This window comes from Deinococcus sp. YIM 134068, assembly GCF_036543075.1.
Lineage (GTDB): Bacteria > Deinococcota > Deinococci > Deinococcales > Deinococcaceae > Deinococcus > Deinococcus lichenicola.
Genome location: NZ_JAZHPF010000005.1, coordinates 17,501 through 42,769, shown reverse-complemented (window position 1 = coordinate 42,769; position 25,269 = coordinate 17,501). Strand labels below are relative to the sequence as shown.

27 protein-coding genes (1 of these 27 running past the window's edge) are annotated in these 25,269 nt (G+C 70.1%); 16 read left to right on the top strand and 11 right to left on the bottom strand.

The features are described from left to right. Window positions 1-50: 50 nt before the first annotated feature. Both V3W47_RS07120 and V3W47_RS07115 read right to left on the bottom strand, forming a co-directional pair. On the bottom strand, window positions 51-1,286 hold the full coding sequence (locus V3W47_RS07120; RefSeq protein WP_331824502.1) for a S8 family peptidase: 1,236 nt from the start codon (window positions 1,284-1,286) through the stop codon (window positions 51-53). Between the two features lie 118 nt (window positions 1,287-1,404). Continuing rightward, a complete protein-coding gene (locus V3W47_RS07115; protein ID WP_331824501.1) occupies window positions 1,405-3,471 on the bottom strand; it encodes a phosphodiester glycosidase family protein in 2,067 nt (688 codons plus the stop codon). A 626-nt stretch (window positions 3,472-4,097) separates the two neighbouring features. On the opposite strand from V3W47_RS07115, the gene V3W47_RS07110 reads away from it, so the two are divergent. From V3W47_RS07110 to V3W47_RS07095, 4 genes are all read left to right on the top strand, one after another. Next, on the top strand, window positions 4,098-4,832 hold the full coding sequence (locus V3W47_RS07110) for a TVP38/TMEM64 family protein (RefSeq protein WP_331824500.1): 735 nt from the start codon (window positions 4,098-4,100) through the stop codon (window positions 4,830-4,832). Window positions 4,833-5,075: 243 nt separating this feature from the next. After that, complete coding sequence (locus V3W47_RS07105; RefSeq protein ID WP_331824499.1) at window positions 5,076-6,356, top strand: PQQ-dependent sugar dehydrogenase; 1,281 nt, start codon at window positions 5,076-5,078, stop codon at window positions 6,354-6,356. A 59-nt stretch (window positions 6,357-6,415) separates the two neighbouring features. Further along, window positions 6,416-7,759 (top strand): superoxide dismutase family protein, encoded by a 1,344-nt coding sequence (locus V3W47_RS07100; protein WP_442877210.1) that lies wholly within the window; start codon window positions 6,416-6,418, stop codon window positions 7,757-7,759. A 119-nt stretch (window positions 7,760-7,878) separates the two neighbouring features. Next, the gene (locus tag V3W47_RS07095) at window positions 7,879-8,727 is read left to right on the top strand and encodes a DUF1963 domain-containing protein (RefSeq protein ID WP_331824497.1); all 849 of its coding nucleotides are present in this window, start codon (window positions 7,879-7,881) and stop codon (window positions 8,725-8,727) included. Window positions 8,728-8,750: 23 nt separating this feature from the next. Here V3W47_RS07095 and mglA read toward each other — a convergent pair whose 3' ends face one another. Both mglA and mglB read right to left on the bottom strand, forming a co-directional pair. Then, window positions 8,751-9,341 (bottom strand): GTPase MglA, encoded by a 591-nt coding sequence (mglA, locus tag V3W47_RS07090; RefSeq protein WP_331824496.1) that lies wholly within the window; start codon window positions 9,339-9,341, stop codon window positions 8,751-8,753. Window positions 9,342-9,372: 31 nt separating this feature from the next. Then, the gene (gene mglB, locus V3W47_RS07085; RefSeq protein ID WP_331824495.1) at window positions 9,373-9,858 is read right to left on the bottom strand and encodes a GTPase-activating protein MglB; all 486 of its coding nucleotides are present in this window, start codon (window positions 9,856-9,858) and stop codon (window positions 9,373-9,375) included. A 182-nt stretch (window positions 9,859-10,040) separates the two neighbouring features. Between mglB and V3W47_RS07080 the strand changes: the two genes are divergently transcribed. Together V3W47_RS07080 and V3W47_RS07075 are read left to right on the top strand one after the other, a co-directional pair. Further along, the gene (locus tag V3W47_RS07080) at window positions 10,041-11,030 is read left to right on the top strand and encodes a polyprenyl synthetase family protein (protein ID WP_331824494.1); all 990 of its coding nucleotides are present in this window, start codon (window positions 10,041-10,043) and stop codon (window positions 11,028-11,030) included. 3 nt (window positions 11,031-11,033) lie between these two features. After that, on the top strand, window positions 11,034-11,531 hold the full coding sequence (locus V3W47_RS07075; protein ID WP_331824493.1) for an endonuclease V: 498 nt from the start codon (window positions 11,034-11,036) through the stop codon (window positions 11,529-11,531). A 6-nt stretch (window positions 11,532-11,537) separates the two neighbouring features. Here the strand turns inward: V3W47_RS07075 and V3W47_RS07070 are convergent, their stop codons facing one another. Continuing rightward, window positions 11,538-12,332 (bottom strand): N-formylglutamate amidohydrolase, encoded by a 795-nt coding sequence (locus V3W47_RS07070; RefSeq protein ID WP_331824492.1) that lies wholly within the window; start codon window positions 12,330-12,332, stop codon window positions 11,538-11,540. A gap of 96 nt (window positions 12,333-12,428) precedes the next feature. Between V3W47_RS07070 and recF the strand changes: the two genes are divergently transcribed. After that, window positions 12,429-13,547 (top strand): DNA replication/repair protein RecF, encoded by a 1,119-nt coding sequence (gene recF / locus V3W47_RS07065; protein WP_331824491.1) that lies wholly within the window; start codon window positions 12,429-12,431, stop codon window positions 13,545-13,547. After that, a complete protein-coding gene (locus V3W47_RS07060) occupies window positions 13,544-14,413 on the top strand; it encodes a DciA family protein (RefSeq protein WP_331824490.1) in 870 nt (289 codons plus the stop codon). Before recF ends, V3W47_RS07060 begins: the two co-directional genes overlap by 4 nt. Window positions 14,414-14,901: 488 nt before the next feature. On the opposite strand, the gene V3W47_RS07055 is transcribed toward V3W47_RS07060, so the two are convergent. The 3 genes from V3W47_RS07055 to hpf all read right to left on the bottom strand — a co-directional run bounded on the left by V3W47_RS07055 (window position 14,902) and on the right by hpf (window position 17,040). Further along, window positions 14,902-15,276, bottom strand: coding sequence for a hypothetical protein (locus V3W47_RS07055; protein WP_331824489.1), 375 nt, complete (start codon window positions 15,274-15,276; stop codon window positions 14,902-14,904). Between the two features lies 1 nt (window position 15,277). Beyond that, a complete protein-coding gene (locus V3W47_RS07050) occupies window positions 15,278-16,366 on the bottom strand; it encodes a butyrate kinase (RefSeq protein ID WP_331824488.1) in 1,089 nt (362 codons plus the stop codon). A gap of 113 nt (window positions 16,367-16,479) precedes the next feature. Continuing rightward, window positions 16,480-17,040 carry a ribosome hibernation-promoting factor, HPF/YfiA family gene (hpf, locus tag V3W47_RS07045; protein ID WP_331824487.1) on the bottom strand — a complete coding sequence of 187 codons (561 nt, stop codon included), beginning with the start codon at window positions 17,038-17,040 and terminating at the stop codon, window positions 16,480-16,482. Between the two features lie 275 nt (window positions 17,041-17,315). Here hpf and V3W47_RS07040 point away from each other — a divergent pair, with 275 nt between their 5' ends. The 4 genes from V3W47_RS07040 (at window position 17,316) to V3W47_RS07025 (ending at window position 20,974) form a co-directional block, all read left to right on the top strand. Further along, window positions 17,316-17,987, top strand: a complete 672-nt coding sequence (locus V3W47_RS07040) for a TetR/AcrR family transcriptional regulator (protein WP_331824486.1) — start codon at window positions 17,316-17,318, stop codon at window positions 17,985-17,987. A 288-nt stretch (window positions 17,988-18,275) separates the two neighbouring features. Next, a complete protein-coding gene (pgi, locus tag V3W47_RS07035) occupies window positions 18,276-19,913 on the top strand; it encodes a glucose-6-phosphate isomerase (protein ID WP_331824485.1) in 1,638 nt (545 codons plus the stop codon). 67 nt (window positions 19,914-19,980) lie between these two features. Continuing rightward, a complete protein-coding gene (locus V3W47_RS07030; protein WP_331824484.1) occupies window positions 19,981-20,457 on the top strand; it encodes a hypothetical protein in 477 nt (158 codons plus the stop codon). Between the two features lie 73 nt (window positions 20,458-20,530). Next, complete coding sequence (locus V3W47_RS07025; protein ID WP_331824483.1) at window positions 20,531-20,974, top strand: DUF421 domain-containing protein; 444 nt, start codon at window positions 20,531-20,533, stop codon at window positions 20,972-20,974. A gap of 29 nt (window positions 20,975-21,003) precedes the next feature. Here V3W47_RS07025 and V3W47_RS07020 read toward each other — a convergent pair whose 3' ends face one another. Together V3W47_RS07020 and V3W47_RS07015 are read right to left on the bottom strand one after the other, a co-directional pair. Further along, window positions 21,004-21,408: a hypothetical protein gene (locus tag V3W47_RS07020; protein ID WP_331824482.1), complete on the bottom strand. Its 405-nt coding sequence runs from the start codon at window positions 21,406-21,408 to the stop codon at window positions 21,004-21,006. Between the two features lie 95 nt (window positions 21,409-21,503). Next, window positions 21,504-22,631, bottom strand: a complete 1,128-nt coding sequence (locus V3W47_RS07015) for a GTP pyrophosphokinase (protein ID WP_331824481.1) — start codon at window positions 22,629-22,631, stop codon at window positions 21,504-21,506. 234 nt (window positions 22,632-22,865) lie between these two features. Between V3W47_RS07015 and V3W47_RS07010 the strand changes: the two genes are divergently transcribed. The 3 genes from V3W47_RS07010 (at window position 22,866) to V3W47_RS07000 (ending at window position 24,140) form a co-directional block, all read left to right on the top strand. Beyond that, window positions 22,866-23,186: a hypothetical protein gene (locus V3W47_RS07010; RefSeq protein WP_331824480.1), complete on the top strand. Its 321-nt coding sequence runs from the start codon at window positions 22,866-22,868 to the stop codon at window positions 23,184-23,186. A gap of 112 nt (window positions 23,187-23,298) precedes the next feature. Next, complete coding sequence (locus V3W47_RS07005) at window positions 23,299-23,673, top strand: hypothetical protein (protein ID WP_331824479.1); 375 nt, start codon at window positions 23,299-23,301, stop codon at window positions 23,671-23,673. A 5-nt stretch (window positions 23,674-23,678) separates the two neighbouring features. Next, a complete protein-coding gene (locus V3W47_RS07000) occupies window positions 23,679-24,140 on the top strand; it encodes a DinB family protein (RefSeq protein ID WP_331824478.1) in 462 nt (153 codons plus the stop codon). Window positions 24,141-24,501: 361 nt separating this feature from the next. Here V3W47_RS07000 and rpsT read toward each other — a convergent pair whose 3' ends face one another. Beyond that, window positions 24,502-24,783 (bottom strand): 30S ribosomal protein S20, encoded by a 282-nt coding sequence (gene rpsT, locus V3W47_RS06995; RefSeq protein WP_331824477.1) that lies wholly within the window; start codon window positions 24,781-24,783, stop codon window positions 24,502-24,504. Window positions 24,784-24,983: 200 nt separating this feature from the next. Between rpsT and V3W47_RS06990 the strand changes: the two genes are divergently transcribed. Then, window positions 24,984-25,269: the 5' portion of a regulatory protein RecX gene (locus V3W47_RS06990; protein ID WP_331824476.1), read on the top strand. The gene runs 248 nt beyond the window's last position; the window shows 286 of its 534 coding nt (coding positions 1-286); it begins with the start codon at window positions 24,984-24,986; the stop codon falls past the right edge of the window.

The window sequence follows — 25,269 nt, the reverse complement described above, 5'->3', positions numbered from 1 at the left end:
TGGAGTATTTCCCGGAACAATATCGTTGATAGGAGGTTGGCTTTAATGGGCTACCCCTCCGGTGCCCGTACCAGCCCCAGGCCCACGTCGGCGGGGTCGGTGCCTTGCGTGAGGGCCGTGCGGCTGGCCGAGCCGGGCACCCGCACGCTGAGGGTGAGGAGGCTGAGCTGGCCTTCTTTCGTCAGCTTCTCCACCCACAGGGCCGCGACCCCGGCCACATGCGGCGTCGCCATGCTCGTGCCGCTGTAGGCGACCAGCCCGCCGCCCGCCTGCGCCGAGGTGACGTTCACGCCCGGCGCGGCGACGTTCGCGTTCGTGTTGGAGAAGGGGGCGACCCGCAGCCCGCTCCCGCCCGCAGGCGGCTCCCCGAGGGCGGCGACGCTCAGGAAGCCCGTGCTGACGGCGGGCGGCGCGACGCTGATCTCCCAGTCGGGGTTCTCAGCGCGGCGGCTCTCGTTCCCGGCGGCGGCGACGAGGAGGACGGGCCGGGGTGCCCCGCCGAAATATTGTGCGGTGACGGCCAGCGCCTCGAACATCCGCACGTTGGCGCGGTAGCCCTCCAGCGCGAGGGAGGTGGCGAGTTCGGTCGGGTAGCCCCCATCGGTGAGCCGCCGCACGAGGCCGGGGAAGTCGATGCCCAGCGACATGCTGATGACGTGCGCGCCGTTCTCCACCGCCCAGATCATCGCGCTGGCGATGCCCTCGGAGCTGCCCCCCTGCTGGCCCAGCACCTTGCCGATCAGCGCCCGCGTCACGCCGCGCGCCACGCCGATGCGCTGGCCCTCCACGTCTCGCCCGAAGACCGTGCCCGCGCAGTGGGTGCCGTGGCCGTTGGAGTCGCCGTCGCCCTCGCCCGTGAAGTCGCGCTGCACGAGGTCCACACCCGCGAAGGCCGGGTGCGTGGCGTCGATGCCCGTATCCAGCACGGCGACCACCGCCCCCTGCCCCGTGAAGGGGCTGGTGTCCGCCCCGACCGCCCGCACGCCCCACGTCGGCCCGGTGGCGCTCGGGGCCGCCTCCCGGCTCACCGGCTCGATCAGCCGCAGTGGGATGGAGGGCGCGACGGCCCGCACGCCCGGCTCACTCGTCAGGGCGGGCAGGTCGCGGCGGTCCAGCGTCTCCACCGTCACGCGCGGGAGGCTGGGACGGGAGGGGAAGGAGAGGTCCCGGAATCCCCCGGCCAATGGCCCACGCCCCTCCCAGGGGGAACGGTCCAGTCCCCCGAATACGTCCCGCGTCGCGTCCGGCACGCTCGTCTCCCGCAGCACCACGAACTTCTCGCGCATGTCTCCCGCCCTCCTCGCTGGTAGAGCTTCCCTTCCCGATGGGAAGAGGTATCACCAGCTCTGCCATCAGGCTAGCCCGGCGCGAGTGACCGGGGCGTGACCTGGAGGTGACGGGGCCTCAACGCCGCGCGGTATTCGCCTTCGGCACGAAGACGATGGCGTTGGGCACCGGGCGGCTCCAGACCGTGTTGAGGTAGCCGCCGAGGTCCCCGTAGCCACCCGTGAGGAAGGCGGTCGCGCTGCTGCCGCTGTCCAGCCGCACGGCGTCGCGGACCCCGGCCCCGGCGAGGGCGGAGGCGAAGGCTTCCGGCGACCCGTGCTCCAGGTAGGCGATGGTGGGCTGCCCCGCCATCACCCCGAAGGCGACCTGCCGGGTGGGCCGCCACACGCCCGCCCGCGTGTCGAACTGCTCGCGCGCCGCGTTGAGGACCACCTGCCCCCCCCGCACGAGGAGCGGCCCGGCGCTCAGGGCGTCCTGCGCCGTCGGCCACGGGGCGTCCGTCGCCTGCCAGTTCAGGGTGGTGGTCAGCGCCTCGCCCACCCCGCGCGGAAGCTGGGGAAAGCGCGCCGGGTCGAAGGTGAGGGCGAGCGCCCCGGCGGGCGGCACGTTGCGCCCCGCGACGACGCGGGTGACGGTGGGCGTCCCCGGCGTGAGGTAGAGGGAGGTCAGCCCAGCCGCACCGACCGACGTGCGCCCGTCCCCCACGAAGGCCGTCAGCAGCTCGGGCCGCACCTTCGCCCCGACGCTGTTCACCGTGACCGACCCGAACGCGCCGCTCAGCACGTAGCGCGGGCGCGGGTAGCCGAAGAAGGTGCCCCCCTGCGCGGTGAAGCCCACCGTCGCCCGCCGCTCCAGGCTGGGAGCCGTCATGAGGCCGCCCACCGCCACGAGGTCCACGGGCAGACTGCTCGCCGGGTCGAAGTACCCGCCGTTCACGCCCGCCACGCCGCCCACCCCCTTCACGAGACTCGCCACGTCGCGCGCCGCACCCGCCGGGGCCGTCACTACGCGCGGCTGGAAGCGGGCCGGGTCGAAGCTCAGCAGGTGGAGGATGCCCCGCGCCCGGTACGTCACCCCCCCCGGCAACCCCTCCGGGTCGATGGGCGGCGGCACCCGCGTGTCGGTGTACGTCGTCGTGTCGATGACCACGCGGGGGGGGTCCTCCAGCGTGAAGACCTCGCTTCTGCCGCCGCCCGTCCGCAGCCGCACGGTGGTCTGCGCCCGGCGCGGCGAGACGCCCACCACGCCCGGCTCGACGCTGAGGGTGTCGCCGCTCTCCAGCCGTTGCGACGACCCGCTCGACGTGACGCCCGGCAGCAGCACGCTCAGGCCGCCGTTCTCGCGCGTGATCTGGTGCGGGGCCTCGCCGCTGAGTTCGAGCACCACCCGCTGCACCTCGACCGTGCGGTGGAGTGTCCGGCTGATTCGCACCGTGTCCAGATTGGCGACGGAGGCGAGGGGCGCGGGTGGTGGCGTGGGCGTAGGGACCGGGGGAGGGGAGACTACGGGCGGCGGCGGCGTCGGTGGGGTGGTCGGCGGGATGACAGGGGTGGACGGCACGGACGCGGGGGGCGTCACGGGCACGGGTGGGACGGGGTTCACGGGCGGCCTCGGCTCCACCGGCTCGGGCGGAGTGGGGGTCGCGGCGGGCCGGGCCGGGGTCGCCGGAACCGAGGCGGTGGGGGCCGTCGGTAGGGGCTGGGCCGCCTGGGGTTGAGTCGGCTGGATCACTTGCGGCTGCGGCGCGTCCGGCGACGGCGGCAGCGTGGCGACGGGCACCGCCGGGGGCGCGGCGAAGTCCAGCACGTCGGGCGCGTCGGCGATCACCCGCACGCCGAGCGCGCGCACCGCCGTCAGGGGCACGTACAGGCTTCCCCCGGCCAGTTGCGGCACCCCCAGCCGCACGTCCAGCGGCAGCGTGAAGCCCACCGCCCGCCAGCCGCGCTCAGGCGAGAAGCGCAACTCGCGTTCGCCGTACAGGAGCCGCAGGTCGCGGGCGTCGTTCCGCACCGCCACGCCCAGCCGGGGCAGCGTCCACACCGCCAGCGTCTCGCCGCCCGCCAGGACGCGCGTACTCACCGCCGCGCCCTGCACCACGCCGCCAATCGCCACGGGCCGCGCGCCCGCCGTGGCCGCCGCCAGCAGCGCCAGCACCGCTATCCCGAACCACCTTCCCCTGCTCACGGCGCGGAGTGTAGAGCATCCGCTGTGGGGAAGACGTGAAGAGGAGCGTCGCGGACGATGCTTTTGTTGGCCTCTTCGGCCTTGAGAGTCTGTCTGCTGGTGGAATGGGGGAGTTGAGGGGCGTGTTTTTTGGGAGGCCAGGCCCGTTCACCCCCTCTCCTGCGGAGCTTTGCAAGTCCCAACCTCCCCCCTCAAGGGGGAGGGGCTAAAAGAGCGAGGGCCGTAGCGTTTTTCCCCCTCTCCTTTGTGACGCTTGACGTGAATTAGGAAATAAGCGTACGGGTCGTGTCTTTTGCTTCCTCTCCCCTTGCGGGGGAGGGTCGGGGAGGGGGGTGACGAGCACCGCTCGTCCTCCTACTGGGCGACGAAAACACTCCTTTTGCCCAGTTCGCAACTCACATCAGGCGTTCAAGGGGGAGGGGCGGGAAGAGCGAGAGCTTGAACTGTTTTCTTTCCCCTCATGGGTGACTCGGAGAGCCGCGAAGCAGAGAACCGGGGTGACTTGCAAAGCTGCGGAGCAGAGGGGCGATTCAGCCACCCCCCCGCCCAACTCCCGCCCTTCCCGCCCCTCCCAGATCAACTTTCCCACGATGCCCTTCTCACCGCCGGTTCCCTAGACTGCGCCCGTGACCCCCACCCCGCGCCCTCCATCCCGCCTCGTGCGCTGGCTGGTGCCGGGGATGGTCCTCGTGCTGCTCGTCGCCCTGGCGCTGACGCCGAACGCGCGGGCCTTCCTGGGGCGGGGGTACGCGGCCCTTACGTCGAGCGACCCCGCCGTGACCCAGGCTTTCGTGGACGGGCTGGGGTGGGCGGGGCCGCTGGCGCTGATTGGCGGCTTCGTGCTTCAGGCGGTGGTGCCCGTGCTGCCCGCGCTCGTGATGACCGCCGTGACCGCCCGCGCCTACGGCCCCGTAGAGGGCTTTTTCATCGTGTACGCGGGCACGCTGCTGGGGGCCGCCGCCGGGTATGGGCTGGGGCGCGCGGTGGGCGACACCCTCGTGCGGACGCTGGCGGGCGAGCGGGCGAGAAATATCGCCCACGCCTTCGCCGAGCGCAACGGGGTGCAGGGCGTCGTGCTCGTGCGGCTGATGCCGATCCTGTCCGCCGACGTGATGAACCTCGTGGCGGGGGCGGCGCGGATGGGCTTCCGGCCCTTCATGCTCGCCACCGCCGCCGGGGCGCTGCCCGTCACGGTCCTCGTCGTGTGGCTCAGCGGCTCGGCCCGGCGCATGGCGTGGGGGCTGGGGCTGCTCTCCGCCGCCGTCGCTCTCGCGGCGGCCCTCCGCTGGTGGCTGGGTCGGAGGGCCGGGAGGGGTGAACCTCCGCAACCGGACAGCACCCCGTCCCCACAGGACGCATGACGAGCAAGACTGGGAGAACTCTGCCCACCGTACCAGACGCCCTCCAGTTCTTCCGCTCCCAGACAGGACAAACACTCCTCCTGCCCGCCTCGTTCCCCGCGTCGGGGGCGAGGGGCCTGGGCCGAACGTCGAGAGCGGACCCCCGACCACCTTAAGGCCATACTGAACGTCGTCTCAGAAGGTGTGCCTGGTTGAAATCCCCTACTGGGTCGGGGTGAAATGTTGAGCTTGGAGGCAACATCCATGAGAAAGACTATGCTCGCCGCCCTGACGGCGGCCCTCGCCGTGACGTCCCCGGCCCTCGCGCAGGGGTCGGCGTCCCCGACCGGCCCCGGTCCCCGGCAGACGACCGTGCCCACCCCACGCCCGGTGCCCGCCCCCGAGCCAGCCGCCACGGCGACCGTGACCCGACTCGAACCCATCGCGCTGGAGTTCACGCCCGACAAGCTCAAGCGGCTGAGGGTCCCGGCGGGCTTCGAGATCAAGGTGATGGCGAGCGGCCTCGGCAACGCGCGGATGCTCCACGTCATGCCCGACGGCGGGATGTACCTCTCCCGCCGCCAGCAGAACGACATCTACTACATGAAGGATGTCAACCGCGACGGCTTCTTCGACGCGGGCGAGCGCCGTCAAGTCGCGCAGAACCTCAAGCTCGTTCACGGCATGGACGTGAAGGACGGCAAGCTGTATGCCGTCGGCGAGAAGACGATCTGGGTGATGGACATGGCGCGCGATGGCACTCTGAGCGTGCCCCGCGTCTTCGCGGACGGCTTCCCCGACGCCGGGCAGCACCCCGCGCGCTCCCTGAAGTGGGGACCCGACGGCTACCTCTACGCCACTTTCGGCTCCACCAACAACGACTCCCCCACCCAGAACCCCGAGGAGGCGACCATGCTCCGCATCCGCCCCGACGGGCAGTGGCGCGAGGTCTACGCCCGTGGCCTGCGCCATACCATCGGCTTCGGGTGGCATCCCGTTACGGGGGTGCTGTACGGCATGGACATGAGTATGGACTGGCACGGCGACGACCAACCGCCCGAGGAGATGAACGTCATCGAGCGCGGCCAGAACTACGGCTGGCCCTTCTGCTACGCGGACCGTCGGCCCGACCCCTATACCAACTCCTCGCAGATTCCGGGCCGCATTACCAAGACCGACTACTGCAACCTGACCCAGGGCAGCCTGCTCACCTACACGGCGCACGCCTCGCCCATCGCCCTGAACTACTACACCGCCGGGCAATTTCCCGCCGAGTACCGCAATGACGCCTTCGTCGCGTACCGGGGGTCGTGGAACCGCTCGGTCCCGAGCGGCTACGAGATCGCCCGCGTAAACTTCGACGCGAACAACCGCCCCACCGCCATCACCCCCTTCGTGACGGGCTTCGTGTTCCAGGAGAACGGGCAGTGGAAGCAGTTCGGGCGCGTGGCGGGCGTCGCCACCTACACCGACGGCTCTCTGCTGTTCACCGACGACCAGAGCGGTGTGATCTACCGCGTGCGCTACGTGGGAGGCAACCAGTGAAGCATGTCACGATCCTGAGCGTGCTGACCCTCGGCCTCGTGGCGGCGGGCGGCGCGCAGATGATGAGCATGGCCCCGGCGAGCGCCCCCCTGACCGCCACGGCGACCCTGCGTGACCCGGCGGGGCAGGCGCTCGGCACGGCGACCTTCCGGCAGAGCGGGATGAACGTGCAGGTCAGCGTGGAGGCGCGCGGACTGACGCCCGGCAGACACGGGATGCACGTCCACGAGTACGGGCGCTGCACCCCCGGTGTGGACCCCGCGACGAACACGGTCGTGCCCTTCGGCGGGGCGGGCGGGCACTTCGACCCCGGCATGAGCCGCAACCACGACGATCCGCAGGCCGCCAACAAGTACGGCCACGGCGGCGACCTGCCCATGCTGGACGTGGGGGCCGACGGCACGGGCCGCGCGAGCTTCACCTCCGACAAGATCAGCCTGACGGGGATGGAGGGCATCCTGAACCGCACGCTGATCATCCACGCCCAGCCCGACGACTACAAGACCGACCCGGCGGGCCTGACGGGCGGACGCCAGCGGTGCGGCCCCATCACGCGCGGCAACGTGACCACCCGCGACTACACGATGCCCGGCGCGCAGGACTTCCCCGAGGGCGTCGCCTATGACGCGAACAAGGGCGTGCTCTACACCGGCAGCGCCGTGAACGGCACGATCTACGCCATCAACGCGGCGAGCGGAGCCGTGAGCAAGTTCAGCGAGGGTGGGGCGCTGGGTCGTCAGTCCGCGCTGGGGCTGAAGGTGGACCCCCAGGGCCGGGTGTGGATCGCGGGCGGCGCGCAGGGCACCGTCAGCATCCTCACGCCCGACGGCGTGACCCTGGAGGTGCTGGAGACGCCCGAGAGTCCCAACCCCTACATCAACGACCTCGCGCCCGCCCCCGACGGCAACGTGTACGTCACCGACTCCACGCGGCCCGTGATCTTCCGGGTGGACCGCAACCTGAACCTCACCCGCTGGCTGGACCTGAACGACACGCCCATCAAGTACGGCCCCGGCATCAACCTCAACGGCATCGTCGCCACGCCGGACGGGCGCTATCTGCTCACCGTCCAGCTCAACACGGGCGACCTGTGGCGCATCGACCTGCGGACGAAGGCTGTCAGGAAGGTCATGGGCGGCCTGATGGACGGGGACGGCCTCGTTCTCGACGGGCGCACCCTGTACGTGGCGCGCAACGCCATGCAGGCGGTGAGCAAGGTGACGCTGAGCGCCGACTACGGCAGCGGCCAGCTCGTCGCGGAGGAACCCCTGCGCGGCCTGCGCTTCCCCGCCACCCTCGTGGCCGTCGGCGGCGATCTCGTGGTGACGCAGAGCCAGCTCGACAAGTTGCAGGGCGGCACGCCGGAGACACCCTTCCGGCTGACGCGGTTCAGGAAGTTCTAGGGGAGCGGCCAGCCGCCAGCTTCCAGCCGTCAGCAAGAGAAAGGGGGAGGAGGGCCGGTGGGCTTTCCTCCTCTTCCTTTTGGTCGGCTGGACGGGGGGCCATGTCATGCTGAATGCACATGACCTCGCTGCAAACCCTGATTCGGCATCACGGCCTCACCGAGCAGGAGGACGCCATCCTGGGGGCCGTGCGCTCGGCGGTGCTGCTGTGCCTCGGCGAGCCGGACCCCACGCCCACGCCGGGCACGAGCCGCATCGGTGGCCTGCCCGACCTGCCGCCGTCGCTGGAGTGGCCGCTGAGCGCAGGGGGCGAGGCGCTGGTCTTCCTGCTGCAACTCGACCTGCGGGACGTGCCGCACTTTGCGGGGAATCCGCTGCCGCAGCGAGGAATGCTCTTCCTCTTCCTGGGCCTGGACGAACCCGCCTCGGACGTGGAACACCGCCTCCTGCTCTATACGGGCGCGGAGACGGTGGCCCCGCGCCCCAGGCCCGACGCCCTCACCATCAACGAGAACTACGACGGGTTGCCGTCACACCGCATCGAAATGCTCCTCGTGCCCGACCTCCCGCGCTGGTACTCGACCACGTACGAGGCGTTGACCGGGGAGCTGTCGCAGGAGGGGCAGGACCGCTACGAGGACCTGACGCGGGCGCTCCACGCGGGGCACGGGCAGGGGCGCACGGTCGTCGGCCAACTGTTCGGCCACGTCACGGGCATCGGGCACGACGCGGCGGAGGACGCCCACATCGTCCGGGACGTGAACCCGGCGTGGCTGTACGACTCCACCAAACGGGCCACAGTAGACATGACGCGGGCGAAGACGTGGCGCAATCTGCTCCGGGTCAACTCCGTGGACGAACTCGACCTGCTGTTCTGGGACGCGGGCTACCTCAACGTCCTGATCCGTGAGGCCGACCTGGAGGCGTTGAACCTCACGGAGACCTACGCGGCGGTGGAGACGAGCTGAGCGACCCCACTTCCCACTGACCCCTACTTGTTCTTCGACAGCCGGTCCAGCACCAGACGGCTCACCGTCTTCAGCGTCTCGAACACGCCGCCGCCGTTGTGGGCGGTCGCCTCGAAGAAGGTCAGTTCTTTCTTGGGGTCGATGACGGCGCGAATCATCTCGGTGGGGAGTGCGCCCTCGATGTCGCGCTTGTTGACCTGCAAGACGATGGGCACGTCGCGCACGTCGATGCCGTATTCGGCGAGGTTCTCGCGCAGGTTCCGCATGCTCTCGGCGTTGGCGCGCAGGCGGTTGGGCGCAGAGTCGGCGACGAAAACGATGCCGTCCACGCCGCGCAGGATCAGCTTGCGGCTGGCGTTGTAGAAGACCTGACCGGGCACCGTGTACAGGTGGAAGCGGGTCTTGAAGCCCTGCACGGAGCCGAGGTCGAGCGGCAGGAAGTCGAAGAAGAGGGTGCGCTCGTCCTCGGTGGCGAGGGAGACCATCTCGCCGCGCAACCCGGCAGGCACCTTCGAGAAGACGTGCTTGAGATTGGTGGTCTTGCCGGACATGCCGGGGCCGTAGTAGACGATCTTGCAGTTGATCTCACGCGCCGCAAAGTTGATGGTGCTCATGTGTGATTCCCCCTGGGGTAGGCTCGGCCCTTCAGCCGAACAGGTCGTCGAGCAGGGCCGTGGCCCCGGTGGAAAAGTCGTCGCCGAGCTGGACGGGCGGGGCGTCCTGCAACTCCTGAAGGATGTCGGCGAGCCGCGCGATGACCTTTTTGGTGTGGACCTTCACGCGCCCGAGCGGCACGCTGCCGTCGAAGATCAGGGTGAGCAGGGCCTCGGTGCCGACCGACTCGACGTAGAGGGTGCCGTTCTCGCCCTGGTGGGTCTGCTCGCTGAAGGTGCGCTCGCCGAGCATGTTCGCCAGCGCGGCGGTGGCGGCGGCGTTGGAGGCCACCAGGGTCGCCACGCTGTCGAGCGCCGGGGGCCGGGGTGCCCAGAGGGCTTCCTTGTGCGAGAGCACGAAGCCCTTGCGGTCCACCAGCAGGCAGTAACGCACGCCCGTTGCAGTGAGCAGCTCCTCCAGGTGCTGATCCACGCGCTCGAACGCGTCGCCGTAGAGAGCAAGGGTAGGTTCAATCATGTCGGGGAAAGTCTAGGAAAGCCATTCAAACGGGCTTCTGACAAAGCCTGCCGGGGGAGGTCGGCGGCAAAGTCGTCATGTCGCCCCCTCGCGCGGACGGGCCGCCCGAACCTCCCCCCGTCCTCCCCGGTCAAGCGTCCCGCCCCCTGCTTCCTGCCCCCCGCCCCGCTACACTGCCCCCGATGCGTCCCGACCTGCTCGCCCGCGTGCTGTCGCTGCTTCCCGCCCGGCGTGAGCGCCCCGAACTGCGGCAGTTGGACGACATGCTGCGCGACTACCCGGCGCGCGGCGGCAAGGGCATCCGCTCCGAACTGCTCCTCGCCTCCGCGCGAGCGCACGGCCTCACGCCGGACGGGGAGGGCTGGGAGGGGGCGCTGTGGCTCGCGGCGGCCCTCGAACTGTTCCAGAACTGGGTCCTGATCCACGACGACATCGAGGACGACTCGGAGGAACGGCGGGGGCGGCCCGCGCTCCACCGCCTGCACGGCGTCCCGCTGGCGATCAACGCGGGCGACGCGCTCCACGTCTACATGTGGGAGGCCGTGTGGCGCTCGGGCGTGCCGGGTGCGCTGGAGGAGTTCCTGGCGACCATCCACCGCACCGCCGAGGGGCAGCACCTCGACCTCTCCTGGGTGGAACACCGCGAGTGGAACCTGGGTGAGGCCGACTACCTGGAGATGGTGCGCCTCAAGACCGCCCACTATACGGTCGTCGCGCCGCTGCGGCTGGGGGCGCTTGCGGCGGGCGTTCCCCCGCAGGCCGCGTTCACCCCGGCTGGCCTCGCGCTGGGGGCCGCCTTCCAGATTCGGGACGACGTGCTCAACCTCGCGGGCGACCCCCTCAAGTACGGCAAGGAGATCGGCGGCGACCTGCTGGAGGGCAAGCGGACGCTGATCGTGCTCCACTGGCTCGCCGGGGCACCGGAGGAGCAGCGGGCCGCCTTCCTGGGGCAGATGCGCCGCGCCCGCCCAGACAAGGCCCCCGCCGCCATCGCCGACATTCACCGCTGGCTACTGGAGAGCGGGAGCGTGGAGTACGCCCAGCACTACGCCGACGCTCAGGCGCGCGAGGGGCTGGGGCTGCTGGAGGAGGCATTGACGAACGCCCCGAATCCGCAGGCCGCGCGGGAGCTGCTGGACGGGGTGCGGGAGCTGGCGACGCGGGAGGCGTGAAGCGTGATTCTGGCTGTCGACGTGTCCTATTCCGTAACGGGAGCGCGGGCGGCGGGCCTTCTGTTCGAGGACTGGACCAGCGATCAGGCGGTCGAAGTCCTCTCTGCCACTTTGGATAATTTGGAGGAGTACGTCCCCGGTCAGTTCTATCTGCGCGAGCTGCCCGCCCTGATGACGGTCATTCAACCCGTGCTGAGCAAGGTGCAGACCATCATGATCGACGGGTATGTGTCACTGGGAGCGGAGGGACGGCCTGGGCTGGGAATGCACCTCTGGCACGCGCTGGGAGGTGCGGTGCCGATCATCGGGGTCGCCAAGACGAGGTTCCACGGTACGCCGGAGGAGTGCGAGGTCTTCCGGGGGCAGAGCCGCAATCCGCTCTTCGTCACGTCCGTCGGTCTCCCGCTGGAGGAGGCGAAGGCACATATCCGGGACATGGCGGGTCCGCACCGTATCCCGACGCTGCTCAAGGAGGTCGACCGGCTCAGCCGCTCAGGTTGACCGCCCCTACACCAGCCCCAGCGCCGCGTCCGCGAATCGCCCGAAGGCCGCGTTTAACTCCTTCAGCGCCCCCTCGCGCACCACGCCCCACTCGCCGTAGTACAGCGCCACGTTGATCTCGATGCCGAAGGCGGGAATGCCCGTGCGCGCGTGGTGGCTGCGGCTCAAGGTGTCCGTCGTCCACGGGTCGCCCACCGCCACGCGGGTCAGGTCGCCCGTCAATACGGGGGCGAAAGCTTCCTCACAGGCGGCTTGCAGGGCGTCCCAGCGGTCACGGGGAAAGGTCGGCTCGGCATCCGTGCCCAGCATCAGCGTCAGCGCGGGGCGGGGCGTGCCCGTGTCGGGGCCAAGTACCGGGCCGTGTGAGGCCATCGAATGCCCCACGATCATCAGCCGCGCGCCCGCGAGTTCCGCGCTCACCCCCGCGTCGAAGGTGTCCCAGAAGCGGCGCAGCCGGGCCTCCCGCGCCTCCGAGGTCAGGGCAAAGCCCTCGGGGTACAGGGGGTGGCGGTCGAAGTCCATCATCTTCACGACGCCGTTGTCCACCACGTCGTCCCGGTCGCGGTTGAGGTCTACCACGAAGCGGCTCCACGGGGCTTGCAAGGAGCGCGCGCCCGGCACCGCGTAGATCAGGTCGGTGTAGGGGTCCCCCTCCAGGAAGACCCGCCGCAGGAAGGCGGCCCGCTTGTCCTCATCGAACACGTCCTCGCCCAGCATGTCGCGCAGCACGTCGGCGGGAATCGCCCCGGACGGGTGCGGCGTGAGGACGAGGAGCTGGTCGCGGTCGGGGGCGCGGGTCATGCGGCCAAGCATAGAACGCGGGCGGGGAGGAGCCGTCGTCCACGCACCTCATCAACTGCGTCCCCGTCACCCCTTCCCCCCGCCCCCCTCGCTAGAATGCCCGGTGTGCATCTCGCGTCCCTCTCCACCCTGAACTACCGGAACCTCGCGCCGGGCACGCTGAGTTTTCCGGCGGGCGTGACGGGCGTGTTCGGGGAGAACGGGGCGGGCAAGACGAATCTGCTGGAGGCCGCCTACCTCGCCCTGACCGGGTTGACGGACGTGACGCGGCTCGAGCAGCTCGTGCAGTCGGGGGAGAAGGAGGCCTACGTGCGCGCCGACGTGCAGCAGGGCGGCAGCCTGAGCATTCAGGAGGTCGGGCTGGGGCGCGGGCGGCGGCAGCTCAAGGTGGACGGGGTGCGGGTGCGGACGGGCGACCTGCCGCGCGGGAGTGCGGTGTGGATTCGCCCCGAGGACAGCGAACTCGTCTTCGGCCCGCCCGCTGGCCGCCGCGCCTACCTCGACGCGCTGCTCTCGCGCCTCAGCGCCCGCTATGCCGGGCAACTCGCCCGCTACGAGCGCACCGTTTCGCAACGCAACGCGGCGCTCAAGGCCGGGGAGGACTGGTCGCTGCACGTCTGGGACGATGTGCTGGTCAAGCTCGGCACCGAGATCATGCTCTTTCGCCGCCGCGCCCTGACCCGGCTCGACGAACTCGCGCGGGAGGCGAACGCGGGGCTGGGGAGCCGCAAGGCGCTGACCCTCACCCTGACCGAATCCACCACGCCCGAGACCTACGTGGGCGACCTCGCCGCGCGCCGGGCGGAGGAACTGGCACGCGGGGCCACCGTCACCGGGCCGCACCGCGACGACCTGACGCTGACGCTGGGGGAGTTCCCGGCCTCCGAGTACGCCAGCCGGGGTGAGGGCCGCACGGTCGCGCTCGCCCTGCGGCGGGCCGAACTCGAACTCCTGGCCGAACGCTTCGGGGAGAAGCCGGTGCTCCTGATCGACGACTTCACGGCGGAACTCGATCCGGGGCGGCGCTCGTTTCTCCTCGACCTCGCCGCGAGCGTGCCCCAGGCCCTCGTGACGGGCACCGAGCGCGTGCCCGGCGTGAGTCTGACGCTGTGGGCGCACGCGGGCCGCTTCACCCCGCAGGGGGAAGACGACGACCAGGAGGACGACCGGGCCGATGAGGACTGGGCCGCCGACCGTGTGGAGGCCGGGGCATGAGCATGAAGGGGAAGGGATCGCGCCGCACGGGGAACACCCGCAGCCTCGGCGACCTGATGGGCGCGACGCTGGGCACGGCCCGGCTGGCGCGGGGGGTGGGGCGGGCGCGGGCCATCATCCTGTGGCCTCAGGCGGTCGGCCCGGAAATAGCGCGGATGACCCGGCCCCGCTCCCAGCAGGGAGGCACCCTCTTCGTGGAGGTGCGGGACAGCGCCACCGCCCACCATCTCACGTTGCAACGCCACCACTTCCTGAAGAGCCTCAACGCCCTGCTGGGCGAGGGGGGCGTGAACGAGATTCGCTTCACGGTGGGCACGGTGCGCGCCCCGGCCCTGGCTCCCCGCGCCGCGCCCCTGCCTGCTCCCGACCGCGCCCGCGCACAGTCCCTCGTGCGGAACGTGGAGGGCGAGTTGAAAGAGGTCGCTCTCAGGGCCGCCGAGGCGATCACCCGCGCCCGCAAGTGGCGGGAGGAACAGGGCTGGCGTCCCTGCCCGGTGTGCGGCGAGGCGAGCCGCGAGCAGCCGTGCCGCGCCTGCGCGCTGACGCTGGAGGACCCCAACGTGAGGCGGGCCGCCCGCGCCCTGACGCGCGCGCCCGAACGTCTGCCCATGCTGCCTGCCATCCTGGGCGACAGCGGCACGAACGCCGCCCGTTTCCTCGCGCTGGAGACGCTGGAGGACCAGCTCGGCCTCCTCGCGCTGGAGTGCGTGCGCGGCGGGGGAGAGGGCAATTACCGCGAGTTCCTGGCCCAGCAGGCGGACATCTATCTTGCCCTCGCCCACCGCAAGCCCCGGAGTGTCTTGACGAAGGCGGACCGGACGCTCCTGCCGGAACGGGCGCGGCGGGTGCTGGAGGCGGGGCGCTGAGGGAGTCCGGGCACCCGTCATCACTCAAGAACAACAGGCGTCCCGGCGCATCTCCGGGCGCATGGGCGGAGAAGAACGCCGCTCTGGTCTGACCGCGTGCCCCGAAGGCTTGGAGGGCCTGTTCTCTTGCGCCTCCTCCCTGAACGCCTGATGTGCAAGAGAAAGCGAGCGTTCTGGATGTGCTTTTTGCTCCCTCCCTCCTTGTGGGGGACTCCGAGAGCTGCTTGCAGAGGGCCGGGGAGGGGGGTGACGACTACCGCTCGTCCTCCTGCTGGACAGCGAAAACGTCTCAACTCCCCGATTTGCGATGCACATCAGGCGTTCCCTGAAAATAGCCCGACAAACCGACTCCTCTTCTGCTGAAGCGACGGCTCTCCCATCTCCGCGAAGGTATGCGTCACGTCGCCTCCTGCCCACGCAAGAGTTGGAGAAGCCCCGAATCCCCTCCCCGACGACGCTGGCCGCTGGAAGCTGGCGGCTGGCCGCCCCTACCTCATCCGGTCCCGCACCTCGGCCAATGTGTCCTCGAAGGCGTCCTGAAAGTCGTCCTCCAATGTCCGGTCGCGGATGAGTTCGTCTTGCAGCGTCGTGGTCTGCTCGCGCGCCCAGCGGACGCGGGCCTGCCGGGCACCGCTCACGTTGCCCCGGCCCGCGACGAAGCGGGCGGCGTGGCGCATGGCCTCCGAGGGGTCCTCGGTGGGGGCGACCACGCTGAGGTTCCGCAGCCCGCCCCGGTCGTTCACGAGCGAGCAGATCACCTCTATGCGCTGGCCCCGGCGCGACAGGAAGACCTGATCCACCCGCCACATGCTCGTCGCCCGGATGGGTTCGGGGCTGGGGCGGGTCGGGCGACGGCGGGCCATGCTAGACGCTCCCGGCGGTAGGGACGGGCACGGGCGGCGTCCACTCGCGGGGTGCCTCAAGACCGAGCAGGACGCGGCCCGCTCCCTCCGCGAGGGCCTCCAGCTCCAGCTCGCCGGGGATGACGATCACGGGCGCGATCCACGCGATCCGGCGCTCGATGCGGTCCACGAGGGAGTCCCAGCGGGCGACGCCCCCGGTCAGGGCCAGCGCGTCGGGGCGGGCGGGCAGCGCCCCGCACTGCTCGCCGATGGCCTTGCACGCCTGATGCACGAAGGCGGCAGTTGCAGCCTGAACTGTGGGGTCGGTGGCCTCGCGTGCCTCCAGCTCGCGCAGGTTCGCCGTGCCCGTCAGCGCGAGAAAGCCGCTCTCGGCGGCGAGCAGACGGCGCACCTCGGCCTCCGGGAGGTCCCGCGCCAGCCGCAGCAGCGTCATGGCGGGGAGCGGTCCGGCCTGGAGCGCCCCCAGCGGCCCGCCGTCGGGACCCGTGCCCGTCGTGTCCACGGCCCGGCCTCCGTCGAAGGCCGTCACGCTCGTCGTGGCTCCCAGGTGGGCGACGACCACGCGGGCATCCTGAAGCCGCTTACCGACCTCGTGCGCGGCGCGGCGGGCCACCACACGGGCGTTCAGGGCGTGGAAGCGGGCCTCGCGCGTCACGCCCGCCAGCCCCGTCACGCGCGCCTCCGGCAGCAGGTCGTTCACACTCTGGGGGTCCACCACGAAGGCGGGCACCCCCCGCACCCCGGCCACCGCGAGGGCGAGCGCCCCCCCCAGCCCCGCCGCGTCGTGTCCGGCGGAGGCAGCGAACCTCGCCAGCTCCGGCGTCACCCGGTACGTGCCCGCCGGAACCTGCCCCAGCCACCCGCCACGCGCCACGAGCGCGTCGGGCGTGGGCCAGTCGGCGGTCGCGGCCAACACGGCTTCCGCCAGCGCTCCCACGTCCTCCTCGCCGGGCGGGCCGGAGAGCGGCACCTCCGCGCGGGTCAGGCTTACCCGGAGCTGGCCGGGCAGCGCGGGGTTGTCGCCCGGCAGAACGGTCGCGCACGCGAGCTTCACGCTGCTGGAACCGGGATTGACCACGTGCGCGATCATGAACGCCACAGCCTAGCAGATGCGGACTGCCTCACGTTTTCGGGGGTGAAGACAACATGAGAGGGGGAGGGACAAGCGGTCGTCCCTCCCCCCGGCGACCCCGCGCCCCGTCCCTAATTCGGCTCGATCAACCCGTAGTGCCCGTCCCGCCGCCGATACACGACCGCGCAGCCGTCCGTCGCCATATTCTTGAAAACGTAGAAGTCGTGCCCCAGGGCCTCCATCTGCGCCACGGCGTCCTCGGGACTCATCGGGCGCAGATCGACGCGCTTCTGGCGGACGATCTCGGCGGGCACGTCGTCTATATCGTCGTCCACCCCCACGTCCTGCTCGGCGAGGCCGGGTTCGGGTTCGGGGGCGGCGACCTGACGGTGACGCATGTACCGCGTCTTGAACTTGCGGAGCTGGCGCTCCAGCACGTCCGAGGCGCGGTCGATGGCGGCGTACATGTCGGCGTGGTGCTCCTCGGCGCGGACGATGCCGTGGGGAACGTTGAGCTGCACCTCGACGCGGTTGCGCCGGGCGGCGTCGCGCACGTCCCGCACGGTGAGGGTCACGCGCGCCTCGGTGATCTGGTCGCTGAAGCGGTCCAGGCGCGTGAGCTTTTCCTCGACGTAATCGCGCAGCGCGTCGGTCACGTCCATGTTCCGGCCTGAGAGCTGGTAGATATGCACGTCTTCCTCCCTGTGGTGTCCCGGAGGAATGTGGTGGCTCCGGGAATCCACTCTATGCGCCCCGTCTGCCCCGTGTCAGGCGAAAGGCGCACAGCGGGTCTTCATGAGGGGGTGTAGGGTGGGAAGATCAAGGATGAGGCCGCTGGAGGCCAACTTCCAGCCGGCGGCGGCGGAGAGCTGAGGCTCAGGCATCGGTGGGTGTCCCGCCGTCCGTCTGAGCGCAACCGTAAGCTTGGGGACTGGGACGTGGGGGGGCCGGGCATTACTCTGGGGCCATGAAGGTGGACCGGGCCGAACAGGACGACGCGCGGCGGGAACGTATCGCCCGCGCGGCGTTCGAGCTGTTCGCCCGCAGCGGGCTGGACGCCACGAGCGCGCAGGACATCGCCCGCGCCGCCTTCGTGAGCCGCACCAACCTCTACCGCTACTACCCCAGCAAGGTCCATATGCTCCTCGCGCACTTCGAGCGCACGGTGGGCGACACCCGCGACGAGGCGTTGAGCAGGCTCCAGGCGGGCGCGGCCCCGCAGGCCGTGTGGGCGCACGTCACCGGGCGGATGGCCGACCTCGGCGTGCGCTACCGCCACCTCGTCGGGGCGGTCGGGCACGCGGTCCTCGGGGCACGGCGGGCGGAGGAACCCGGCGAGGGCGTCCGCACCGCGCTGACGCTCGTGGCGCTCGTCGAACCCGTCCTCATCGCCATGCGCGAGCGGGGGGCGCTCCGCGACGGGGTGAACACGCACCTGCTCAGCGCCCTCCTCGTGGACGCCTGCCTCCTCGCCCTGCTGCACGGTGGGCACCGCGACCAGCGCGAGGTCTTGCGTGACTGGCAGGACCGCTTCAGCCTGCTCACTCACGGCGTTCTCGCTCCGGGGGTCAGTCCCGCCGAGGTGGGGGGAGGGGCGGCCAGCGGCCAGCCTCCAGCCGCCAGCGAGGGGAAGGGCTGAGGCTCGGGCTTTCTCGGTTTGCTCTTGGGCAGTTGTAAGGACGAGCGTTGCTCGTCACCCCCCTCCCCGACCCTCCCCCACAAGGAGGGAGGGAGAATAGGACACGTCTAGAGCGCTCACTTTCTCTTGCACATCAAGAGTCTTGAGTGGGAAGCCGGGTGAGGGTGAGTGGGGCGTTGCAAGTTGAGGAAGTGCCGTAGTCGTCCATCAGCCCACCGCGCATCCCTCGTCCCGCTGAGAGCTGAGAGCTGAGAGCTGAAGGCTCACCGCCATTGGTATGCTCGGCCCATGACTTCCCCCGCCGCCAGCTCCCTGACGCAACTCCCGGCCTGGAAGGCGCTTCAGGCCCACGCCGACCTGGTGCGCGGCCTGCACCTGCGCGAGTTGTTCGCCGCCGATGGGGGGCGGGGCGAGCGCCTCATGGCCGAGGGCGCGGGGTTGTATCTCGACTACTCCAAGAATCGGGTGACGGACGAGACGCTGGGCCTGCTCCTGAACCTCGCGCGGGAGACGGGCGTGGAGGCGCGGCGGGACGCCATGTTCGCGGGCGAGCGCATCAACGTGACCGAGAACCGGGCGGTCCTTCACACGGCCCTTCGCGCCCCGAGGGACACCGAGGTGCGGGTGGACGGCCAGAACGTCGTCCCCGACATTCACGAGGTTCTCGACCGCATGGCCGCCTTCGCCGACCGGGTGCGTGCGGGCGAGTGGCTGGGCTTCACGGGGCAGCCCATCCGCAACATCGTCAACATCGGCATCGGCGGCTCGGACCTCGGCCCGGTGATGGCCTACGAGGCGCTGCGGTTCTACTCGCGGCGTGACCTCACCCTGCGCTTCGTGTCCAACGTGGACGGCACCGACCTCTCCGAGAAGGTGCGCGACCTCGACCTGGCGGAAACCCTGTTCATCGTGTCCAGCAAGACCTTCACCACCCAGGAGACGATGGCGAACGCGACGAGTGCGCGGACGTGGCTCCTCGCGGCGCTGGGGGACGAGGCGGCGGTCGCGCGGCATTTCGTGGCGGTCAGCACGAACGCGGCGGGTGTGTCGGGGTTCGGCATCGACACCGAGAACATGTTCGGCTTCTGGGACTGGGTGGGGGGCCGCTACAGCGTGGGCAGCGCCATCGGCCTGAGCCTCATGCTCGCCATCGGGTCGGACGGGTTCCGCGAGTTCCTGGCCGGGCTGCACGAGATGGACGAGCACTTCCGCACCGCGCCGCTGGAGGGGAACCTGCCCGTTCTGCTCGGCCTGCTCGGCGTGTGGTATCGGGACTTTTTCGATGCACAGACGCATGCCGTCTTACCTTACGACCAGTACCTCCAGTATTTCCCGGCCTACCTCCAGCAGCTCGACATGGAGAGCAACGGCAAGCACGTCACGCTGGACGGGCGCGAGGTGGACTACCAGACGGGTCCCGTCGTGTGGGGCCAACCCGGCACGAACGGACAGCACGCTTTCTATCAGCTCATCCACCAGGGGACCAGCCTGATTCCCTGCGACTTCATCGGCTTCTGCCAGACGCTCAATCCCCTCCCGCCGCACCACGACCTGTTGATGGCGAACGTCTTCGCGCAGACGGAGGCGCTGGCCTTTGGCAAGACGCTGGAGGAGGTGCAGTCGGAGGGTGTCTCGCCGGACCTCGCGCCGCACCGCGTCTTCGAGGGCAACCGCCCCACGAACACGCTGCTCGCCGACCGCCTGACGCCGCGCATCCTCGGTGCCCTCATCGCCCTCTACGAGCACAAGGTCTTCGTGCAGGGCGCGATCTGGAACATCAATTCCTTCGATCAGTGGGGCGTCGAACTCGGCAAGGTCCTCGCCGGGAAGATCGTGCCTGAGCTTCAGGCGGATGGGGAGCCGGAGTTGGGGCACGACTCCAGCACGAACGCGCTGATTCGGCGGTACCGGACGCGGCGGGGCTAGGCGGGTCTAAACTCAAGCTTAGTCTCCCACCGCCCACCTTCCCCGTCCGTCTCCCTAGCTTGGGGGTGTGACCAAAGCGCGAATCGAGGGGGAGTTCGACTTCCAGCAGAGGGAGTGGCGGGCCGAGCGGGTCGGCTGGGGCGTGATCGGCCTGCTGCTCCTGCTCGCGCTCGCGGGGCTGTTCGGTGGGGGACCGCTCTCGCGGGCGGGCGTGTCGTCGGGCCGCCTGACGCTGGACGCCCCCCGCTTCGAACGCGCGACCCGGCCCTCCGACCTGACGGTGGGGCTGCCGCTGAGTGCCGAGGGCACCGGGCGACTGTGGATCGCCAACGACACCTTGCGGGCGGTGCGGGTGCAGGACATCGCCCCACCGCCCGACCAGATACGCAACGGCCCGGACCGGACGGAGTACCTGTTTCGCGGCCAGGGCGAGACGCTGGAGGTCCGGCTGGGCGTCGAATTTCAGGAGGCGGGATTGCTGCGTGGTCGGCTCGGGCAGGTGAACGGCCCGGCGCTGAGTTTCGGCACGTTCGTCTATCCGTAGGGAGCGGTCGGCCCTCAGCGATCAGCAGGTGGGAGGTTCACCGACTCATGAGCCTGCGCTCTAAGGAGGAACTATGGACGCCGTAATTCGCGGAGTCGTCATCTACCTCGTGCTCACCGTCATCTTCAGGATCGCGGGCAAGCGGGCGCTGTCGCAGATCACGACCTTCGACCTCGTGCTGCTGCTCATCATCTCGGAGACGACCCAGCAGGCGCTCATCGGCGAGGACTACTCCGTCACCGCCGCCCTCCTCCTGATCCTGACGCTGGTGGGGGTGGACATCGCCTTCGCCCTGTGGAAGCAGCGTTCGCCGTCGCTGGACCGGCTGATCGACAGCGTGCCCGTCCTCATCGTGGAGAACGGCCAGCCGCTCAAGGACCGCATGGACCGCGCGCAGGTGGACGAGAACGACGTGCTGAGCGCCGCGCGCATGTTGCAGGGGCTGGAACGCCTCGACCAGATCAAGTACGCCATTCTGGAGCGGGACGGCAACATCTCGATCATCCCGAAGGCGTGAGCACGCCCCTCAGTCGGCGGCGGGAGAGTTCAGGGGCAGGTCCGAACTCTCGGAACCACCCCGGAGGCCGTCTTCAAAACGGTGCCGTCCGCCCCCAGCATCTCGCACGAGACCGGGATGTTGACCCCCTGGGGCAAGTCCCGGCAGGAGTTCGACGTTTCCCAGAAGGAGACGGTTCCCAGCGGCTCCGCTCTGGCCGTTCCTTCCACCGTGGAGTCGCCCACGAGGAAGCGCGTGTGCTTGACCTGACTGACCAGGCTGCCCGGAACGTAGTCCGAGATGATCGCCACACCCCCGACGACGGTGATCTCGCCCATCGACGCGGCGGTTCTGAAATCGATGGTGCCGATGGAAATCCCCGGACTGGAGGGGAGAGAACACGAGTGGAGGAGAAAGACCGCACCTATCAGGGCCGGGACCCGGAACAACTTCATGTCACCTCCTGAGTGACGACCGTGAAGGAGGGTAATACCCGAGGGCCAGAGGGCCGCCCACACTTGCGACCACCCCCGCCGGGGGAACTACCCCTTCAGTCGGCGGCGGGGTGTTCGATCTCGCGGGCGTACACATCCCGCACCGTCTGGACCATGTGATCGGTGTTCCGCGCCCCGCCGAGGTCGAGCAGGCTGACGATCTCGTGGGGGTCGAGGGCCGGGTTGGCGCACGCGCGCAGCAGGGCGTAGTGGACGACGCTCGTGCCGGGGCGGGCACCCCCGGCGGGCGTCCATGCCTCGCGCAACCGGGGCAGGAGCGCCGTAGCGAAACGCCGCACCTCCGGGTCGTGCCGCCGCAGCTCCTTGAGCAGCAGGCCGACCGAATGCACCCCCACGTAATGCAGCAGGCTGGCGAGCCGCTGCGGGCGCTCGGGGTCGGACCAGCCTTCGAGCAGTGGCACGCGCAGGGCCGTCGCCACCGCGAGGTCGAGGTCGCGCACCGGGGACGTGCCGAGGAGGTGCGTCACGCTCTGCGCGTCGATATGCACGCCGTCGGGATTGGCCTCGATGCGCGCGGGCAGGGTGGCGGCGTAGTCCTGCGTGAGCCGGTGCAGCGCCATGAACTCCTCGTCGGCCATCTCCAGCAGCCCCGCGAGGCGGTAGAAGCGGCGGCGAACCTCACGCGGCACGGCGTCGCGGTTCTTGTAGCCCAGGTCGTGCTCGATCTCCGCCCAGGCGTGCTGGAGGATGGAGCGAATCTGCACCTCGAAGCGCGCCTCCGGCTGTGCCCCCGGCAGCGTCTGCGGCAGCGCCCCCAGCAGCGGGGCGAACTCGGGCACCTCCGGCCCCGCCGTCACCACGTAATGCACGCCCATGTACCCGAAGCGGTCGGGGTCGTGCATCTTGGACTTGTCGATGGAGTGGTCCCAGTCCACCGTGTGGTGGTCCTCGATCAGCCGGGCGACCGCGCCCACGTCGCTCTCGAAGTACGTGATCACCCGCACGGCCACGAGATCGGTCACGTCCGCGAGCGAGGCGTACCGCCCCGGCTTGCGCCGCAGCTTGTCGGCGAGGCTGGACGGACGTTTCACGCGGCCCGTGACGTGGTGGATGTTCAGGCCCGCCTCGGCGAGCAGCCGCGTCGTGTGATCCACCGCCGCGTCCCGCAACCGCTCGTACTCGGGCAGCGCGTCCCGGTACGCCCCCACCAGCGCCTCACTCATCTTGGAAGCATGATAGGGCACGGGCCGGAAGGACGGCGCTTTCGGGGATGGGCGCACCCCCAGACGGGGGAGAGTGTATTCGGGACAGGCCCCGCCCGGTGACGTGAACGGTTGAGGAAGTGGGAGCTGAGGGTGCGGAAGGTCGGGGGCAGTTGTTGTCGGGCTTCTGCTTTCTGCCTTCTGTCCTCCGCAATTCTCACAACGGCCCGCCCCGCCCGGGCGCATCCTCTGAGCATGACGACCTCCCCCACCGCCGCCGTCACCTTCCCCGCCCCGAGGCGCATCCCCTATCCCGGCGGCTGCGTCCTCGAACCCGGTCCCTACGCGCTCGACTACCTGCTGGGGTGGCGGGCCGACGTGACCGTACGTGGGAGGCTGCACCCCGAGACGCCCGTCTTCCCGCTCCTGCGCGCCCTGCTCGCCGACCCCGCCGCCCACGGCCTGACCCGCGAGGAGGCGGAGGCGGCGCGTGACCGCTTCCTCACCCTCGCCGGGCAGGCCCTCGCCGCCGAGGGGGGCGACCCGGCGTGGCTGGCGCGGGAGTTCGGGCGCTGACACTCCGTTCCGTCCCCGGAGACGCCACGTCGAAAAAGTCACCCCGTTACCCCCAGGAGGCGGGAGGGCCGAATAGGGCCGCGCTTGCCTTAAGGCAGGGTAAACTGCGGCGATGCGCTTCCTGTTCGTCGCCCTGGCGGTTGCCGTCGCGCTGCTGTATTTCACGGTCGGGCTGCGCTTCGGTTACGTGACTCTGACCCCCACGCACCTGCTCAACGCGCAGGGCGAGAACCGCTACGCCTTCGAGGTGTACGACGAGGGCAAGAGCGTGGGCGTCCGGGGCACCTGCTCGGTCCGCAGCGGCAAGGCGACCCTGCGCCTGCTCGACCCGCGCGGCACCCAGGTCGCCGGGCAGACCTGCCCGAAGGGCGAGTGGTCCCTGAGCCTGATGGGCGGCGGCCAGCCGGGCATCTACCGCCTGAGTGTGGAGTTCGACCGCTACTCCGGTACGATGGACCTCAAGGAAGTCCGGCGCGAGGGGCGGTAGCGCGGGTGACGGCCCTCACCCTCCTGACCCGCTCGCTGGAGCAGGTAGCGTGGGCCAATCGCCGCGTGCTGGACGCATTGCGAGGCCAGACAGACCCCCCGCCCCAGGCCCTGCGCCTGCTCGCCCATCTCCTCGCCGCCGAACACGTCTGGCTGCGGCGGCTGCGTGGCGAGGACGCGGGCACCCTGCCCATCTGGCCCGACTGGGACCTGAACACCTGCGAGGAACGTTTTATGGAGAGCGTGGAGGCGTACCGCGTCTTCCTGTCGGCGCTGTCCGACATGGGACTTGAAGAGGTCGTGACGTACCCGAACAGCACCGGGAAGGTCTTTCAAACCTCGGTGGGCGACATCCTCCAGCACGTGTTCTCACACGGCGCGTACCATCGGGGACAGATCGCCCTGTTGATGCGTCAGGCGGGGCGGGAGCCGGTGAACACGGACTTCATCACCTTCACGCGGGGGTAGTGGATCGCTACAGCGGGTTGACGGGCCGAGTTCTGGGGTGGCGATGCCCGCTGATCCCCTCCCAGCCTCCCCCCTCAAACGCTAGATGTGAATCAGGAGACAAGCGGGTGGGATGTGCTCCTTGCTCCCTCCCTCCTGGTGGGGGAGGGTCGGGGAGGGGGGTGACGCGCGGCGCTCGTCTTTCTGCCAGACGGCAAAAACACCTCAACTGCCCGATCTGCAATGCACATGAGGCGTTCAAGGAGGAGGGGCAAAAGACATAGCCTCGCGGGAACGAGTGTTGGGTGTTTGACCGCTTCCCCAACACGAAGAGGCCACCTCACGCGGAGATGGCCCCTGATTCGTTGTGCGCGCTTTCCGCTTACGCCTGCTGCTTGGCGGCGTTGGCCTTGTTGATGGCGCGGGCGAGGCGGCTCTTCTTGCGGGCGGCGGTGTTCTTGTGGAGGGTGCTGCCCTTCGCGGCCTTGTCGATCAGGCTCTCGGCCTTGCGCTGCATCTCGGCGGCGTCCTCGGTGCCCGTCTGCGCGGCAACGACGGCCTTCTTGGTGAAGGTCTTGATCGTGCTCTTGCGGCTGCGGTTGATCAGGCGACGCTTGAGGCTCTGGCGGTGACGCTTCTGGGCGGACTTGTGACGAAGGGCCATGTAAGTTCTCCTTGTTCTCCCACTCTTGCGGGGCGGTTCCCGCCGCTGAACGGGGGAACGCGACGGCACCCGGTCTCCTCAAGAGAGAGCCTCGGCGCGCCTCTCCAGTCTTTGACCGAAGAGGATCGCCCACCGGCGGTAGGCAACCTGAACATCTTAGCGGCTGCCGGGGACCGGGCGCAAGCGGCATACTGAGGGGCGTGACGGCGGGCCAGGACAGAAGCGCGCAGGAGCGGCAGAAGGCCCGCGAGGACCTGCTCGCCTACGCCTTCCGCGCCCTGGCGGGGCGGGCGCTGACGGAGACGGAGTTGCGGACCCGCCTCCTGAAACGCACCGACGACGAGGAACTGGCCGCCGAGGTCCTTGCCCGCGTGCAGGAGCTGGGCTACCAGAGCGACGAGGGCGTGGCCCGTGCCGAGGGCACCCGCCGGGGAGTGGGCGGCTTCCGCGTCCGCCAGACCCTCCAGCGCCGGGGGGTGGGTCAGG

Excerpts from the sequence above, each read along its gene's own strand:
- V3W47_RS07120 (WP_331824502.1), bottom strand. The coding sequence starts at position 1,286 with ATGCGCGAGAAGTTCGTGGTGCTGCGGGAGACGAGCGTGCCGGACGCG.
- V3W47_RS07105 (WP_331824499.1), top strand. The coding sequence starts at position 5,076 with ATGAGAAAGACTATGCTCGCCGCCCTGACGGCGGCCCTCGCCGTGACG.
- V3W47_RS07100 (WP_442877210.1), top strand. The coding sequence starts at position 6,416 with ATGATGAGCATGGCCCCGGCGAGCGCCCCCCTGACCGCCACGGCGACC.
- V3W47_RS07095 (WP_331824497.1), top strand. The coding sequence starts at position 7,879 with ATGACCTCGCTGCAAACCCTGATTCGGCATCACGGCCTCACCGAGCAG.
- mglA (WP_331824496.1), bottom strand. The coding sequence starts at position 9,341 with ATGAGCACCATCAACTTTGCGGCGCGTGAGATCAACTGCAAGATCGTC.
- mglB (WP_331824495.1), bottom strand. The coding sequence starts at position 9,858 with ATGATTGAACCTACCCTTGCTCTCTACGGCGACGCGTTCGAGCGCGTG.
- V3W47_RS07080 (WP_331824494.1), top strand. The coding sequence starts at position 10,041 with ATGCGTCCCGACCTGCTCGCCCGCGTGCTGTCGCTGCTTCCCGCCCGG.
- V3W47_RS07070 (WP_331824492.1), bottom strand. The coding sequence starts at position 12,332 with ATGACCCGCGCCCCCGACCGCGACCAGCTCCTCGTCCTCACGCCGCAC.
- recF (WP_331824491.1), top strand. The coding sequence starts at position 12,429 with ATGCCCGGTGTGCATCTCGCGTCCCTCTCCACCCTGAACTACCGGAAC.
- V3W47_RS07060 (WP_331824490.1), top strand. The coding sequence starts at position 13,544 with ATGAGCATGAAGGGGAAGGGATCGCGCCGCACGGGGAACACCCGCAGC.
- V3W47_RS07055 (WP_331824489.1), bottom strand. The coding sequence starts at position 15,276 with ATGGCCCGCCGTCGCCCGACCCGCCCCAGCCCCGAACCCATCCGGGCG.
- V3W47_RS07050 (WP_331824488.1), bottom strand. The coding sequence starts at position 16,366 with ATGATCGCGCACGTGGTCAATCCCGGTTCCAGCAGCGTGAAGCTCGCG.
- V3W47_RS07040 (WP_331824486.1), top strand. The coding sequence starts at position 17,316 with ATGAAGGTGGACCGGGCCGAACAGGACGACGCGCGGCGGGAACGTATC.
- pgi (WP_331824485.1), top strand. The coding sequence starts at position 18,276 with ATGACTTCCCCCGCCGCCAGCTCCCTGACGCAACTCCCGGCCTGGAAG.
- V3W47_RS07025 (WP_331824483.1), top strand. The coding sequence starts at position 20,531 with ATGGACGCCGTAATTCGCGGAGTCGTCATCTACCTCGTGCTCACCGTC.
- V3W47_RS07020 (WP_331824482.1), bottom strand. The coding sequence starts at position 21,408 with ATGAAGTTGTTCCGGGTCCCGGCCCTGATAGGTGCGGTCTTTCTCCTC.
- V3W47_RS07015 (WP_331824481.1), bottom strand. The coding sequence starts at position 22,631 with ATGAGTGAGGCGCTGGTGGGGGCGTACCGGGACGCGCTGCCCGAGTAC.
- V3W47_RS07010 (WP_331824480.1), top strand. The coding sequence starts at position 22,866 with ATGACGACCTCCCCCACCGCCGCCGTCACCTTCCCCGCCCCGAGGCGC.
- V3W47_RS07005 (WP_331824479.1), top strand. The coding sequence starts at position 23,299 with ATGCGCTTCCTGTTCGTCGCCCTGGCGGTTGCCGTCGCGCTGCTGTAT.
- rpsT (WP_331824477.1), bottom strand. The coding sequence starts at position 24,783 with ATGGCCCTTCGTCACAAGTCCGCCCAGAAGCGTCACCGCCAGAGCCTC.